Origin of the sequence: Mesorhizobium sp. C120A, from assembly GCF_030323105.1 — a bacterium.
GTDB lineage: Bacteria > Pseudomonadota > Alphaproteobacteria > Rhizobiales > Rhizobiaceae > Mesorhizobium.
The window spans coordinates 4,917,392-4,932,025 of sequence record NZ_CP100476.1; the positions used below are offsets into that span (position 1 = coordinate 4,917,392).

At 63.2% G+C, this 14,634-nt stretch carries 10 protein-coding genes; 2 read left to right on the plus strand and 8 right to left on the minus strand.

What is annotated here, in order from left to right; all coding sequences use genetic code 11:
* Positions 1 to 235: 235 nt before the first annotated feature.
* From NL532_RS24020 to NL532_RS24035, 4 genes are read right to left on the minus strand one after another with little or no spacing between them, the layout of a single operon-like run.
* Positions 236 to 8,635, minus strand: coding sequence for a pyrophosphatase-like OB fold-containing protein (locus NL532_RS24020; RefSeq protein ID WP_245270256.1), 8,400 nt, complete (start codon positions 8,633 to 8,635; stop codon positions 236 to 238).
* A 2-nt stretch (positions 8,636 to 8,637) separates the two neighbouring features.
* Complete coding sequence (locus NL532_RS24025) at positions 8,638 to 9,435, minus strand: hypothetical protein (protein WP_023828934.1); 798 nt, start codon at positions 9,433 to 9,435, stop codon at positions 8,638 to 8,640.
* Entirely contained in the window at positions 9,435 to 9,941 is a 507-nt protein-coding gene (locus tag NL532_RS24030) for an HNH endonuclease (protein WP_023828935.1), read from the minus strand. The genes NL532_RS24025 and NL532_RS24030 overlap by 1 nt, the downstream gene beginning before the upstream one ends.
* Positions 9,941 to 10,690, minus strand: a complete 750-nt coding sequence (locus tag NL532_RS24035; protein WP_031203026.1) for a hypothetical protein — start codon at positions 10,688 to 10,690, stop codon at positions 9,941 to 9,943. The genes NL532_RS24030 and NL532_RS24035 overlap by 1 nt, the downstream gene beginning before the upstream one ends.
* 84 nt (positions 10,691 to 10,774) lie before the next feature.
* Here NL532_RS24035 and NL532_RS24040 point away from each other — a divergent pair, with 84 nt between their 5' ends.
* Entirely contained in the window at positions 10,775 to 11,050 is a 276-nt protein-coding gene (locus NL532_RS24040) for a hypothetical protein (RefSeq protein WP_031203027.1), read from the plus strand.
* Here NL532_RS24040 and NL532_RS24045 read toward each other — a convergent pair.
* Positions 11,041 to 12,384 carry a hypothetical protein gene (locus NL532_RS24045; RefSeq protein WP_155923802.1) on the minus strand — a complete coding sequence of 448 codons (1,344 nt, stop codon included), beginning with the start codon at positions 12,382 to 12,384 and terminating at the stop codon, positions 11,041 to 11,043. The two genes, NL532_RS24040 and NL532_RS24045, sit on opposite strands and share 10 nt — an antisense overlap.
* 199 nt (positions 12,385 to 12,583) lie before the next feature.
* On the opposite strand from NL532_RS24045, the gene NL532_RS24050 reads away from it, so the two are divergent.
* On the plus strand, positions 12,584 to 12,865 hold the full coding sequence (locus NL532_RS24050; protein ID WP_155923803.1) for a hypothetical protein: 282 nt from the start codon (positions 12,584 to 12,586) through the stop codon (positions 12,863 to 12,865).
* Here NL532_RS24050 and NL532_RS24055 read toward each other — a convergent pair.
* Genes NL532_RS24055 through NL532_RS24065 form a run of 3 tightly spaced genes read right to left on the minus strand, consistent with a single transcriptional unit; the run spans position 12,862 to position 14,613 of the window.
* Entirely contained in the window at positions 12,862 to 13,518 is a 657-nt protein-coding gene (locus NL532_RS24055; RefSeq protein ID WP_023828940.1) for a hypothetical protein, read from the minus strand. The genes NL532_RS24050 and NL532_RS24055 overlap by 4 nt on opposite strands.
* Positions 13,515 to 14,009 carry a hypothetical protein gene (locus NL532_RS24060; RefSeq protein WP_023828941.1) on the minus strand — a complete coding sequence of 165 codons (495 nt, stop codon included), beginning with the start codon at positions 14,007 to 14,009 and terminating at the stop codon, positions 13,515 to 13,517. The genes NL532_RS24055 and NL532_RS24060 overlap by 4 nt, the downstream gene beginning before the upstream one ends.
* Before the next feature lie 4 nt (positions 14,010 to 14,013).
* Complete coding sequence (locus tag NL532_RS24065) at positions 14,014 to 14,613, minus strand: hypothetical protein (protein WP_023828942.1); 600 nt, start codon at positions 14,611 to 14,613, stop codon at positions 14,014 to 14,016.
* Between the last annotated feature and the right edge of the window lie 21 nt (positions 14,614 to 14,634).

A 14,634-nucleotide genomic window follows, 5' to 3' on the forward strand; every position in this document is an offset into this window, starting at 1 on the left:
GCCTCTTTGATTTAGCGCTGCGAATGCTTATAGTCTGGGCTCCATGGTGATTTCGTCTTTCGGCGCCGAGAGCGTCAACATCCCGCTCGGTATAGTTGTTGTCGGCGTGGCGATTACACTCGCCAGCGGCACGATCTCGGGGATGCGCCTGCACCGCTGGCTGTTCTATCGGACAATATGGGGGCGGCGCCTGCCGACAGACGCAGGCGCATGGATCGGCCTGGCGACGGCAATCCTATTTCTTGCGGGTGGCCCGCTGCAATTCCTTCACATGTTCGACCAGCACGTCCCGCTTGTCGAGCAGCGCCTGCATGCCGGAATCGAATGCCTTCTGCGAGATGAGCCCACGATCCCGCTGCCGGGCGAGCGTTCGAGCTTCTGCCCGTAGGGCTTGCTCGACATCCTTCATATCCTTGTATTGCCAGAATATGCCGGTCTCGACGTCCTGCGGCTTCAGTTTGACGCCGAAGGAGGAAGACACCGCCTCCGGCAGGCTGTAAGGCCGGCCCTTCGCATCGGTGGCGCCCTTCGCGGCGTTCTCGATCTTGGTCCAGTACCAGGAGTTCGGCACCCATGCCGCCGACGGCAGCCACGATTTCCAGAGATAATCTCCGACCTTGCTGGACTTGTCGAACCAGGTATCGGTCAGGTCGTTGGTGATCGGGTCTCCGGTGAAGCCGCTCTTGTTGAGTGCGAGCTCGAAGGCCAGCATCAGCGGGCCGCCGAATTGCAGCGGCGCCGGAATGGGCAAGGCAGACGAGCCCTGGTTGGTGTCGAATATATCGCCGGTCGGGATCCAGCGCCGCACATCGAGGAAGACCGGCAGGCCATCCTTGTTGCGCCAGGGCATCCGCATCATGCGGGGCGTTTGGAGCCATGTGTTGCCCTGCTCTTCATCGCGCAGGCTGGCGCGTTCCTTGTCCTCATCGGCATCATCGTCCCATGCATAGGCCAGCGCATTGAGCGCATAGGCGACCATGGCGTATTTGGCGATTTTCCATGGCCGGGTTGCCATCGCTCGAGCAATCAGCGGCACGGCGCGATAGGTGTAGGAGATGAACGGAAAGAGCGAATTGCGCGCCGCATTCACCCACGGGGCGCGGATGTCATAGTCGAAGAACTGCTCGCGTGCCGCCAGCGCCGCATGCTCAGCACTTTCGCCGCGGGCGACGCCGGCCCGATAGCTCGCCAGCCGGAACACGTCGTCCTCGATCCGGTAGAGGTCGATCATCTTGCGATCGGCGGTCTTTGCCAGGCTCCACAGGCGGTCGGCGAACTTGCCCAGGATGCCGGCGCGGGCGAGGAACGAGTTCTGCACGCCGTCCTGCCCCTGCTTTTCCATCTCTTCGAGGATCGGCTTCAGAACGTTGTCGCGGATTTCCTGCGTCATCATGTCGGCGCCGAAGACGCCGTGCTCGTTGGCGTCCTTCCAGTGCTGGTCCTTCTTGATGAAGGAGCGAAGGCCGGCCTGCAGGTCCTGCATGCGGACGTCGTTCATATCCATCAGCATCAGGTTGGACATGACGTTGTTCATGTGCGTGACTGGCGAACGGGCGGTCTTGTTGAGCTTCCACTGCGACAACAGCATGCGCCAGGTCGACGGCCGGTTCATGATGTCGATCTCGTTGAGATCGCGCCAGATTTCGGACCTGACCCATTTGCCGGACAGCGCGCCCCAGCGCTTCTTGCCGCCGGTGTTGGAGATGGTGGTGTCCGGCACCTTGACCCATGCCGTCTCGCGATCGTTCACGAGCCGGCTGCGCTGGTCGGCTTCAACCCATTTGGCGGCCGGCTCGCTGGCTGTCGCCCAATCCTCGTTCTCGGCGATGTCCTTGTAGAACCGTCCGACGGCGAGGTCGTGCGCCATGTGGATGTAGGTCTTGCCGATTGTGTAGCGGGCATCGAGGATTTCGCCCATCTTGGAGCGCTCGGCCTGGCTGTAGTCGCGCCACAGCGTCACCTTGCCCTTGCCGATCTGGCGGGCTTCCCAGACGCCATTGTCGCGCCATTCCTTGCCGGCGTATTTCGAAGGCAGGTCCTGATCGGACGGCAGATAGACGCGGCTGGTGACCTTGCCGCCATCCTCCGCAGCCGACACCTTGTCGAGAACGCGGTACTTCTCGCCCTTCGCGACATTGCCGCCATTGAGCCGTGCGGCGTCGACCTCCCAGAACAGGCCCCTGCCCTTGAGCGTGTCGCCAAGTATCTTCTTGCGCTTGCTGCCCATGATCTGGCTGACGAGCTTTTGCAGGTTGTTCTGCTCGGCCTCGTGCTTGGAATAGACGCGGTGAAGATAAGTGCCCCGGTTGCGCTCGAAGCTCTCGGCGCTGACGAGGCCCAGCGCTACCGCCTCCTGCCCCAGTTCGTCGATCGCCTGCCGGATCGGCTCGGCAAGCTGGCTCATGTCCTTGTCGGTCACTGCCTCGCCGGTGAGGATGGCTTGGAGCACACGCGCCTCGTTCGGGCCGACGTTCTGATCGGCCAGCGTCTTCAGCACCTCGGCGCCGCGCATGGTGATGGCGCGCTCGTCCATGTGGCGCTGGCGGTCGCGCTCGATGTATTCAGGGGAGAGACCATAGCGATCGACCAGCCCGGCGCGCGCGGCCTCCACCGGGCCGGCCAGCCAGCCAAAGCGGCCTTCCGGGTCGATCTTGGCGGTGGTGATGATCTTGGCCGCCTTGTCGGTCACATACAGACCGGGTTTCCACCGGCCCTTTGCGTCGACGCCGCCGAGGAGCTGGAATGGCAGGCGCAGCGCCCTGTCGAGCGGCTGGCCACGGGCAATCATGCCCTGCATGGTCTTCTGCCGGTCTTCTGCGGTCTTTGGCTCCGAGCGCAGTTTGAAGCGTTCCTCGACGTTGACGCGGGTGTCGTCATAGATGACGTAGTTGAAGGTGCCATCGCCGGCCGCGCGCGACTGGCCGTCAAGGTAGCGATGGCCGGGAATGTCGGCAGCGCGGAGTGATTCCGACGCCGCTTTGTCGCTACCGAGCGCTAGCTTGAGAGCGCCGTAAAACTCCTGCGCGGTGATCGTATCCCAGTCCTTGCCGGCGAAAATGTCGTCAAGCCGCTCGGATCGGAACTTCTTGATCGCGCTGGAGAATAGGCCGGTCTTCGGCGATGACATCGATCGTATGGCCGTCTTGACTGCGTCCGGCTGCTCACTGAGCGGCTTATCCCAAACCATCAACTCGCTGTCTTCTGGCAGGTCGACCTTGAACAGCTTCCCGCTGCTCGCGATGGCATCGCGCAGCCCTTGCGATGGATCGTGATCATCCAGATGGCGATAGGCGGCGGAGATAGCCTGTGAGGGGTAGTCGAAGCCAAGCCAGTCATCGGCATCGAGAGCCTTCAGAACGCGGTCCTGATAGGGCGTGAAATGCCCGGAGCCTACCAAATCCAGCACATCGGAAAAATCGCCGTCGTCAGGCAACGCCTCGCGGAAATCGCGGACGATCTGGTTGTAGGACAGACCCTTGCGATAATGCTCGGCGATCTCCTTCTTTCCAGCGAAATAGAGGCCCCAGCCGAACGACTGATTGCCCTCGCCGGTGCCGATCTTGTCGAGGGAGAACTGATCGAACTCATGCGGCGTGCCGTGCCACGCCGACTGGAACAGCGGCTGGCCGCCGGCACCGACGGGGTTGGCGTCCGCATCACCGGATCGGTTGCCCACCTCGCCGCTGGCCACCTGCGCAAACACATCCTCGGCCGAACGGAAATCCTTGCCGAAGGCGCGGCCGATCGCCTGGATGATGCCCCTGATCTTCTTGAACGCCTTGGCTATAATGCCGTCCATCGAACGGCCGGCGCGCCAATCGGCATAAGCGTGGGCAACGCCTTCCTCGACATGCACCCATTCGGGGAACTGGCCATAGGTGTCGGCGATCTCGTACCTGTCGACCCATTCCTTCCGCGACTTGCGCTCAAGGATCGCCCATTCGTCCTTGGTGAAGGCGCCGACATCGCGCAGCGCATGGATCGCCTCATGGTCCAGCACGGAGTCTGGATTGTCTGCGTCGAGCGATATGCTGATCAGCTTGCGGAAGTAGGAGCCGTCGGCGGCGTGCATCTTGCCTTCGACCATGAGGCCGAGGTTCTCGCTGATGCGAAGGCCGATGTCCTTCAGGCCGAGCCGGTCGAGTTCGGCGCGGAGGCGCTTGCCGACGTCCTGCGCCTGTGTGCGGAAGGTGTCGGTTGGTGTGAGTTTGAAAAGCTCGTCCTGTCGCTCGGAGCGCGCCTGCGTGTCGAAGAGTTCGCCGGCGTCCTTCTGCGGAGCCTTCGGCTTCAACCGCTCGTCGGCGCCGCGCTGGGCTTGCTCGGCCTGCGAAATCTTCTCCGCACCAGGGATCACGGTCTGCGGCTTACCTTCCGCTCCCGGTTCCTCTGCCTGCGCTGGAGCGGTCTCAGCCTTCTCGAAGTGACGCTTGAGGACTGAGGTGGCGCTATAGCGCGCGTTCGCCGTGTTCTGCCGCTGCCACGCGTTGCTCGACGGGCTCCAACGCCAGCCAGACTTCTTAAGTTCTTCGGCAATCTCTCGGCTCGGCCGATCATCGAAGATGATTTGCACTCGCTCAGCGTCACGATTATCGACCACCGTGGCGCCTTGGTATTCCGCTACGGTCTCAATACCCGTCGGCTTGGCCTCTGGGGCCTTCTCCTCACGCTCGGCAATCTGCCAAACCGAGTTATTCTCGGAGAAGATCGGCTTGCTGAACTTCTCCTGCTCGGCGCGCACGTATGCGAGTGCCTGCTTTGCGAGAGTGACTTCGCCGCGATCGGCTCGTACCTCGATCCTGCGCTTGATGCCGTCTGTGAAGGTCCTGCGATCTGCGGACTTATTCTTGCCGGAATCGACCTCGCCGATTACCCGGATATTGAAATCGAGATCGCGCTTAAGACTGACCCACTCGTCGCTCTGCGACTGCTCTTCGGTGCGAGCGTGAGCCAGTTTTTTGCGGATAGATGCCTGAGCCTTCGCCTGCCAGTCTAGGAATTCGGTGACGCGCCTGGCTTCCGCGTCCATCGCCTTGCGATTGCGATCAACAGGGAAGCGCGCCGGACCGGTGACCATTGGGCTGGCGGTACGCGACTTGGCCGACCACACCATGTTTTGTCGGGTGACATAGCCCTCGCGGTAGCGAGCGAGATCATCGTCGAGGATGGCGCGTTGCTCCGGAGTCTCTGCTCGGGCAGATAGTTCCTTGCGAAGCTCGGCCATGTGCTCTTCGAAGGCGCGGATATCCTGATCGGCGCGCCTCTCCGGCGTCATGCTCATGTTGCGGTAGGCGTTGATGCCGTTCTGGCGGACGAGTTCTGCTGAGGGCTTTACGCCTTCTTGCCGGTCTGCATCTTGTTCAGCGCTTCCAGATTGCTCGCGCTGCGGCGCAGCCTCGCGCGCTGCTCCTTCGACAGGTTCTTTCCGGTCACGGCCCTGATCTTGTGGGCCTTCGCGATCTTCTCCCGCTGCTCTGGCGTCCAGCGGGGCTTTGATGTCGAACGGGATGTCGTCAAGGCTTGGCTCTCCTTGCCCTTTAAAGTCGTGCGTGTCGTCCTCGGTGTCAACTGTCTCGCGCTCAAGAATGTCGACGATGGCCTCATCCGCTGCCATGCCGTTCGCCATCCGGTCCAGAATTTTGGACGTCAGGTCTTCGTCAAGCGTCAGCCCGTAGTCTTTGGCGGCGGCCTCGACCTCTTCCTGCTGGCGATCAACCTTCTCCGGCGCGGCCGCGGTGCCTTGCTCGCCGCTGGCGTATTGCCGATTGCCGCGGCGCGTCTCCGCGATCAGATCCAGCAAATCCGCTACTGTCGATTTCTCGGAAGCGGTGTCGCGGTCGCCATACTTTGCGTCGAAGAAGCCTTCCTGCGCCGCCGCCTCGCGAGCCCTGTCGAGCGGCATGCCCTTCTCGCGCATGAGCTTGCCGGCACCAGGCACGAAGACCTTGTGCGCGTCGATGGCGCGGAGCTCGCCCTTGAAATCCTGGATGCCGCCAGACCGGGCAAGGAACTGGATGATGTCGGTCGGCGCCGGCGCGGCGCGCTGCTTGATGTTGATTGCCTTCGGCGCAGTCTTTCCACCAGTTTGGCGCTGTTCCAGCCTCGAAAGGACCTCCGCCCACGGTGCGCCATTCGGCGCGTGCGTCTCACCATTGGCGATTTCGCTGCGGACATTGCTGATTGCAGCATTGACGGCCGATTGGTCTCCGGTCTGGTCCATATAGCCATCCGCGAGACTGTCGCGGACTTCCTCGTCGATCAAATCGCGCATCTGGTCGGCAGGCGTGCTGATCTCGCCATCCAGAACTCTTTGCTGCGATCCAAACGCCTTGGTCGTGTCGCCATTGGCAAGCCAGCCCTTGAACTCGCCGAGCGTGGTCGGCGTTATCGCGCCAGCGCCCTTCCAGCCCTTCTGGTAATTCGCGTGGTAGCCGGCATCGGCTTCGGCCTGCGTGGCGAAGCCCATCATCACCTTGTGCTCGTCCAGTTTGCCGCTCTTGGGGTCAACCTGGTCGACGACGAAAACCGGCGCAGCATCCGCCATCTCCGGCGGCGTGCCGGGCTTTATGAAGACGTCGATGTGATCTTTGTCTTTGCCGACGGTCCCTTTGATGTAGCCGTAGTGAGACTGCATCTCTTGCGTCCACGGCTTGCCGTTCGGATCGACGCCGCTGCGGGTGGATCCCTGCGGGTTCTCGATCGACACATCGAGGCCGCCGACGGTCGTATGCCCCTTGGCGTAATTGCCCGCCTCCTTCATCGCCTGCGTCGGCTCGGCAAGATCGTTCTGCGGTGACGTGGCGGCGAAATGCGCGGCATCGTCGATCGCGCTTATCCCGTCGATGAACTCGCGATCGGACAGCGCGCGGGCAGGCGTGGCCGCTGACGCGCTCGGGCCCTCGGCCGCTGTCACTGAGCCGTCGATGGTGTGTTCGAGCGCTGGGCGCCCTCGCTGGCTGGCTGGCTGGCCGAATTCGCCCGCAATGTCGGCGACGCGCTTCTCCGCGTCCCGCTGCTGCGCCGGCGTGATGATCTGGCCGTCCAGCGGGGCGACATCCTCTGCGGTGGTCGGCTGCTTCCTGCCGCCTGCCAACGCCTCCTCGAAAATCTTCTTGCCGTCGTCGATGAGGTTATTCGGCAGCGGCGAAGCGCGATCCTCCGCAGTCAGGCGCGGGCTATTCGGCCGGTCAATATCGGTGGCCGCAGACGGGGGAGGAGCACCGCCTGCGGCCGTATCTGCTGACGAGGGAGGAGGTTCGCCTGCAGATTCCTGTCCGAAGAGCGTGTCGGCCGAAGCCGCGCCCTGCGGGACGTTTGGTCCTTTGAGCGGTGCGCCCTGTGCGCCCGCACCCTCGTTCTTGTAGGTATGCGGCTCGACGACCTTCATGCCGGCGCCGACGATGGCGCCTATGGCACCGGCCTGCAGAACGCCCTCGCTGATATCCTGATCGGGATTGTAGACATAAGAGGCGATCAGGTTCTGGGCGACCTGCTGGAGCATTTCCTGCCCGCCCTCGGCCGCTGCCTGGGCCAACACCTTGCCGATGGCGCTTGCCATCTTGCCATAGAGCGGCAACGGGATGCGTTCGAACAGCGTCTCGATCGGCAGTTGCTCGGTGAGGCCGGGCAGCCCGCCCAGCTTCACTGCTTCGAGGATTTGCTCCTTGGTCGCGCCGTGCGCGATGGCATCATCGATCTGCTGGCCGGAAGAGGCAGCGGAGCCCAGCACAAGGCCGGTCCCTCCGCGCGACAACAGGAAGGGCACAGTTGAGCCAAGCCCTTCCGAGATCGCCCGCGTCCATGTGCCTTCGTAATCCTTGGCGGCCTTGAACTGCTCGTCGGACCATTTCTGCGTGGCGGCGCCGGCCTTGAACAGCGGCGCATCGGCGAGGCCTGTTTCGGGCCGGTTATAGAATTTGTCCTGCGCCTCGTGCAGCGCCAGGGCATAGGCGGTAGCATCGTCGGGATTGTCGAACTTGCCGAGAAACTTGCCCTTCTCGCCCCAGTATTTGATGGCTTCCTGGTTCGACAGGACCTTGCCCTCTTCCGACACGGTCGGGATCAGCACCTCTTGCCCGGCGTCGTTCTCATAGGACATCGAGCGGACAGTGCTGATCGTGCCATCGTCGTTCTTCACGATCGGCCGCTTGGCGAGGTCGATGTTGCCAGGCTCGATCAACCCCTTGAAGTCGCCGGTCGGGCCGGGGCTCGGCGCCGCCTCACCAGTGTAGGGGTCGGCCGCCGTGGCGATCACGCGCTGCTGGCTTTCGCGCAGGCCCTTGCGCTCTTCCGGGCTGGCGTTGAGATAGACCTCGCCCTGGGTGCCGAGCAGTTCGTCGCCGAAGTCGGCAGGGACGGGCTTGCCGGCGTCGATCAGGTCCATTGCCCGCATGCGCGCCTTGGCGTCGTCGATGCGGGATTGCAGCATGGCCGAGTTCTGGCCGGCCGCGCCCTTGATCTCCGAGGCGACGGTGCTTACCGCACCAGCGGCGACGGCTTTGCCGACCTCCGGGATGAACGAGCCGCCGTCTTTCGGCTTGGCTTCCGCCGCTGGCGCGCCGCCAAGGAATTCGTCGTCGTTCAGAAGGGCACCGCCGCCCGCAGCGCTCCCGCCGAGGAACTCGTCGTCGGAAAGCATCTTCACTGGATCAGTTCCCAGCCCTGACCTGTCCACTTGGCGATCTTGCCGTTCGGCGCTTTGTAGACCTTGCCGACGACGCGCTTGGCAGGATCGGACGGGATCACGTCGCCCGGGCCTTCGGCGCCACCGGCCTGCCCTGCCCCGCCACCGGAATCATCCTCGGTGTTGAGATAGGTGAGCGTCTTCTCGGTCGCCTCGCGCGCCTGCTTTTCGAGTTCGACCGGATCGGGCTGGCCCAGCGCGCCCTTGGTCAGGGCGTCCAGCCATGCCTTGTAGATCGATGCGCGCGACTTGTCGGGATCGTTGCGGGCCGAGCGGACCATCTTCCATGCTTCCGCCGGGTTTGCCGCGACGTTCTGCTGGATGAGCCATTCGGCGGTCGACACCTCGGCCGGCTTGTCCGACGCCTTGCCCGACACGGCCTTGATGGGCTTGCCCTTGTCGTCGAGGAGCGGCTTTGCACTGGAACCGGTGCGCGAATAGGAGTTACCCTGATCGTCGGTGATGAGGTCGCCGGACGCATCGCGGGTCTTGCCTGCCTCAGTGCTTTGGAACTCGCGCTGCTTCTGGTTCTCTTCACTGCCATAAGCGCGCGTCTTGTCCGCTTGGCCCGCCTCGAAGTTGCGGCCGATCTCGGCCTCTTTCGAACGGAAATCACGATCCTCGGCAAGCCGCTTGTCCTGCCGCTGCGCTTCGAGTTCCTTCATGCGCTCTTCACGCTCGGACTTGATCTCGTCGAGCTTGGCGTCGCTCCATCCCGACATGGCGCCGCCCAGGATCATCGCAAAGCCCGGCATTATACGCTCCCGTGAGTGTAGGCGAACGAGCCATGGAGTTCTCGTGCCGCAGCCGTGTATGTCGCGTGCGCCTCTTCTTCGGTGTCGTAGGTGCCAAGATAGTGACGAACGCCATCGGCCACTACCTCCGCGCCCCACCTGCCGGACCGCTTGCGATTGACACCTTTCAGCCTACCGATCTTTGAAAAACCGGGGCGGTTAAACATGTTCTGATTGTTCGACGCTGGTCGCAGATTAGAGATACGGTTGTCGAGTTTGTCGCAGTTGGCGTGGTCTATCTGGCCGGCTGGGAATTCGCCGGTCATGTATAGCCACGCAAGCCGGTGTGCCTTGTGCAGGCGGCGATCAATGCGGATGGTGCCGTAGCCGTCAAAGTCCGGTGTTCTGCCGGCAACGGCGCCGGCCTTGACGCTCTTGCCGGGACTGACAAGCCAAGTGAACACGCCAGTCTGGGGGTCGTAGTGCAGTAGCTCGCGCAGCCGCTCAGCCGTAATGGTGCCGGCCATTATTCCATCTCCTCCTGCGGAGCCATGCCGCCCTGCACCGGCCCATTGTCATTGGCCGGTGGTTCCTCGACGCCGCCTTCTGCCTGGTTCTCGGCAGGGTTTTCCGCTTCGCCGCCCCGCGACTGCTGATCCATCGCATCGAGTTCGCGAAACACCGGCTCGAGCGCGCCCTTGGCGTCCATGTCGTGAAGCTGCTGCAGCGCCTGTTTGGCCGATGCCTCGTCGACGACGCCTGCCTGGCGAAGCTGCTGCATGGCCGTATCGACGGAGAGGAAGTAGGCGGCCTCGAGCCCATCGCGATCTTCTGCGTAATTGCTGATGCCGGCCTTGTCGCTGATCTCGGCGAGTTGGCCGAATATCTCGGTTCCGCCATGAAACAGCACGTCGGGCGAAAGCTCGGCGCCGGAATCGGTGGCGGCCTTGTAGACGCGGGTGATGATCATTGCCGTGGCGTGGGCAAGTCCCTGCGCCGAACCGGTGGCGCCGGAATGCTCCTTGCCTTGGCCTTCACCACCGCCGCCGCGCAGCATCTCGACCACTTGCGGGAACATCTTCTGATTGTAGATGAGTTCCATGCCGCGGCCGACGAACTGGTTGTACTGGGCCTGCTCTTCAGGGGTGGCATCCTGCGCGGCGCCGGCGTCTGGCTGGGCATCCTGCGGCGCGCCGGCATCGGCTTGCGAGGGGTCACCACCGGGCGGAGCCGTCTGCGCAGCATCGTCCTGAGCCATGCCAGGATCGTCCGTCATTGGCTTTTCCATCTGCTGCACCCATATTGATTGGGGAAGTCATGCCACACCGGCGCTGACAAAACCGTGCAGGAGGAAATTCCGATGACGAGGATTGGCGTGGCGCTACTGGCGCTGATGTGGATGCTGGCAACGGTTTATGCCGGCGAGGTCGCCGGCAAGTTCGACGGGAAAGAGGTCGCCACCGAATGGTACCAGGCGCACCTCGACTGCCGCCTTCCTGTAGACGGGCAGACCAATCAGCAGGCCGATGAGGAATGTGCCCGGCGCGATGAACTGACACAATCCCTGCGGACCCATGACTTCTGCTTCGACGCGAACGAGCAAGAATGGGCCAAGTGCACGGCTGATCAGGAATAGCCGCTCGTATTGTAATCCCAACGCTGCCCTGGCGTCGGCCGCACTGTCGGGTCGACGAACTTGATATACTTGTCTTCGAAGCTTTCGGTTTGTTTCGGCACCGTCGTCTTGTCCTTGACGACCTGACCGCCGCCGGTGCCGGGGCGATTGGCGCCGCTGTCCGGACCCGCGCCCGCACCCTTCCCGGTCACGAACGAGTCGACAATGTGCTCGCCGAGCGTGCTGTTGCCGGTGAGCGCCAAGCCGCCGTTGATCACGCCAGCCGCCATGCCGATACCCGGGAGCGAGCCCAGCCCCAAATCGATGGCGCCGGCGGCAATCTTTTCGCCAAGAGAGCGTGGTCGACCGGGGAATTGGCCAGACACGGGCGCAGTCGTGGGTTTGCCGGAAACGACGGAGACGGGATCCGGTCTGGTGTTCGGGCGAGCATTTGGGACAGGGGTACTGACCGGTGTTTCGGCAGGCAGGCCGCTCGGATCGTAGCCGCGATACGTGCCTGGCGCCAAACTGCTCGGATCGTTCTGCTGCGCCGGACGTCCGCTCGGCGTGGCGGTGCTCTTGGATGTCGGGCTTGCAGACACACCGCCCATGTAGGTGCTTGAAAACCTGTCGACGCCTGTGGTCGACGTCACCGAATATCCGGTATTACCTTCGACGCCCGAGATCGCGCGGGCCATGGCATCCCGCTGGGCAGCGGTAAGTGATGACATTGGAGTGTCCTTGGACACGCCGATTTTCCCGGCAACTGTGGCCGCATAGGACGCTGTGTTATTCTCATTTGGCGGCGCGTAGGAGCCAATCGCGCCTTCGATCGTCTTGTTCGCATACCGCGACGTGCCGAGAAGCGCACCAATGGCCTTTAAACCATCTTCCTTGCTGGAGAACACGGCGAATCGGCCATCGGTCCCGACGGCGCCGGCTTTCTTGGCGAAGTCGCCAGCTTCGATATTTCCTGGGTTGTTGTTTCGCGAAGCTCGATCGCCCTTGCGCGTTTCGACCTGCCCATTGTTGAGCTCGACCGACGTCCAACCTGGGCCGGCAGCGACAACCCCTTTTACCTCTTTGCCCCAATCGGCCATGTCGTTCATCGACTTGGTTTCAGAGGCGCGCGCCTGAGCTGCCGTGGCGCCATGCTTGGCGGGAGTCCCGCCATACCCCGCACCGGTGGTGGTGGTGTTGCTAGACGACATGGGTCCAGCACCGCTGGCACGATTGCCGGACGCATTCACGCCGCCGCTGCTGACGGTATTACCGGAATTGTTGGAGGTTGGACCGCCAAGGCCAGAGTTCGTGCCGGAGGGGGAACCGCTGCCGCCGCCGAGAGATGAGTTCATGCCGCCAGGCGAGTTTGGACCTCCGTACCCGCCGCCGGTCGTACTCCGGTTGCCAGACGCCCCAGGGCCAGCACCACTGGCGCGATTGCCTGCGCTATTTAGCCCGCCGGCCATACCTCCGCCGATGCCGCCGCCGGCGCCACCGCCATTCGCGTTGCCGTTGCCGCCCATCCCGCCCGGCGAAGAGCCGGAACTTCGATTGCCCGAATTGTTGGACGAAGGGCCGCCAAGACCACCATTATTGCCGCTGCTCGACGGGGAACTGCCTGGCGATGACCTGCTGCCGGTGTTGCCTGAATTGTTCGAGCTAGGACCGCCCAAGCCGCCTTTGCTACCGCTGCTCGAGGGCGAGTTGCTGCCTTTGCTCGACGACGACGAACCGCTGTTGCCAGAGTTGTTGGAGTTGGGCCCACCGAGCCCACCGTTACTCCCGCTGGCAGAGGGGGAATCGCTGCTCCTTTGGCTGCCGACCATGGACTAGCTCCCCTGCTTGACGATGCGGCCGAGCTCCGGATCGTAGACGAAATTGAAGTCGCGGCTGTACGCCTGCGCCGGCGTCGGCCGCTGAATGCCGTCACCTGGGCCAGCGCCAGCACCATTGGGCAGAGAGGCCGGGTCGACGTTGTAACTGTCGCGGATGCGGTTTTCCTTGCCGAGCAGGTAGTTGCGGTCCTTCTGCCGCTCCTTGGCTTCCTGCTCCATCTTCTCGTATTCCATCAGCCCCTTGCCGATGCCGCCGATCAGCCCGGCCCCGGTCTCGCTGGTGAGGAAACTGCCGGCCTTGGACAGGAAGCTCGGCGCCATCGCGGCGCCTCCCGCGGCACTTGCGCCCGCCGCCATGCCTCCGCCGAGTGCGGTCGCCCCTCCCGCCATCTGGGAACCGAAGTCGACCAGGCCGCCCAGCCCCTTGGTCATGACGTTCATGGCGCCATTGAGCAGGCTGCCGAGAATGCCGCCGCCTCCGCCGAGGCCGCTGAGGAGCGACCCAGCCCCGCCGCCGAGAAGGCTCGATCCGGCCGATGCTGCCGTGCCGATGATCGCGCCGACGCCGCCGACCGCACTTCCGATGGCTGTCGATACGCCCTTCACAACGCTGCTGAAAACCTTGCCGATGCTCGATACGACGCCGCTCATGTCGCTGCCCTTTCAAATTCAAGTCGATGGATTGTGCCATAAGGCTTCATGCCGAGCCGCTCGAACAGCCTGGCTGTCCGCTCCGGGTCCTCGATCACCGCAGTCGCACCGCAGCGCACCTCGATGCAGGCAGGCGAGCGCTTCGCCCACTGGATCATGTTCTTGGCCAACTGCCCGGCCTCGTGCGGTTGAGCGAAGCCATTGGCGACGAAGAGAACGTCGGTCGCCATCAGGCGGTCGCCGATGACGTACACGCGCGCCAGCGTCGCCAGCATCAGCCCGCAAATCTGCCCGCCGTTCTCGATGACCTGGATCCAGCATCCATTTTCGGTTTGGTGGTCATGCCGGTGGATCGCCATTAAAAGCAGCTTCTTGGTGTGCATCACGTCGACCTGCACGACGCCTGCCTTGGCATAGTGCGAGCGCCCGTAGCATTCGACGAGCAGAAGCAGGATCGCAGGGATGTCGACTGCGTTGGCGTTGCGGATCACGGTCTCACCAGTTCAAGTCGATCGCATACATCTGCTCGACGAAATTGAGCTGCTTGTCGCGCATGGTTTTTGCGGCGGTCAATTGCGCCGTCCGCTGCGTTTTGTCGAGATTTGGGTTCGACATGATCGTCTGATATGCGCTTTGGTACATCGTCTCCATCTGCGTGAGAAACTGCGCGGCCGCGTTTCGATCACTGCTCTTTAGCTGCCAACTCTGAACCTTCTCCTGGCTTGCCCGGTCGAGTGCGCCTTCGCCTGTCCTGAAGGTGATGTCCTTCTGCTGCAGGTCCTTCTGATTGGCGATGTCCTTGGTCTGCATCCCCTCGACGGAAGCGCGCTGCAGCCCGGATTCCGAAGCCTGAAATGCCTGGTTGGATTCCTGGCTGGCGATCGGCACCGCCTGGCGCAGCACCGCGTCCTGCGCGGCGCCGGCATACATCGAGGAGTTGAGCATGCCGCGCGAGTTCATCACCTTCGCGGCCTCGGTCCGCGCCATCTGGTTGAGGGCCGAGTCCTGCGAAGCGATGTTCTTGACGCGGTTTTGGACGTCATCCGCGCCATATGCTGGGGCTGGCGTCGCCGGCGGGGTAAGCAGATCAGTCATGGCAGGCCCTTCGCGATGTTG

Coding starts and splice junctions, on each gene's coding strand:
- NL532_RS24020 (WP_245270256.1), bottom strand. CDS start 8,635: ATGCTTTCCGACGACGAGTTCCTCGGCGGGAGCGCTGCGGGCGGCGGT.
- NL532_RS24025 (WP_023828934.1), bottom strand. CDS start 9,435: ATGCCGGGCTTTGCGATGATCCTGGGCGGCGCCATGTCGGGATGGAGC.
- NL532_RS24030 (WP_023828935.1), bottom strand. CDS start 9,941: ATGGCCGGCACCATTACGGCTGAGCGGCTGCGCGAGCTACTGCACTAC.
- NL532_RS24035 (WP_031203026.1), bottom strand. CDS start 10,690: ATGACGGACGATCCTGGCATGGCTCAGGACGATGCTGCGCAGACGGCT.
- NL532_RS24040 (WP_031203027.1), top strand. CDS start 10,775: ATGACGAGGATTGGCGTGGCGCTACTGGCGCTGATGTGGATGCTGGCA.
- NL532_RS24045 (WP_155923802.1), bottom strand. CDS start 12,384: ATGAACTCATCTCTCGGCGGCGGCAGCGGTTCCCCCTCCGGCACGAAC.
- NL532_RS24055 (WP_023828940.1), bottom strand. CDS start 13,518: ATGAGCGGCGTCGTATCGAGCATCGGCAAGGTTTTCAGCAGCGTTGTG.
- NL532_RS24065 (WP_023828942.1), bottom strand. CDS start 14,613: ATGACTGATCTGCTTACCCCGCCGGCGACGCCAGCCCCAGCATATGGC.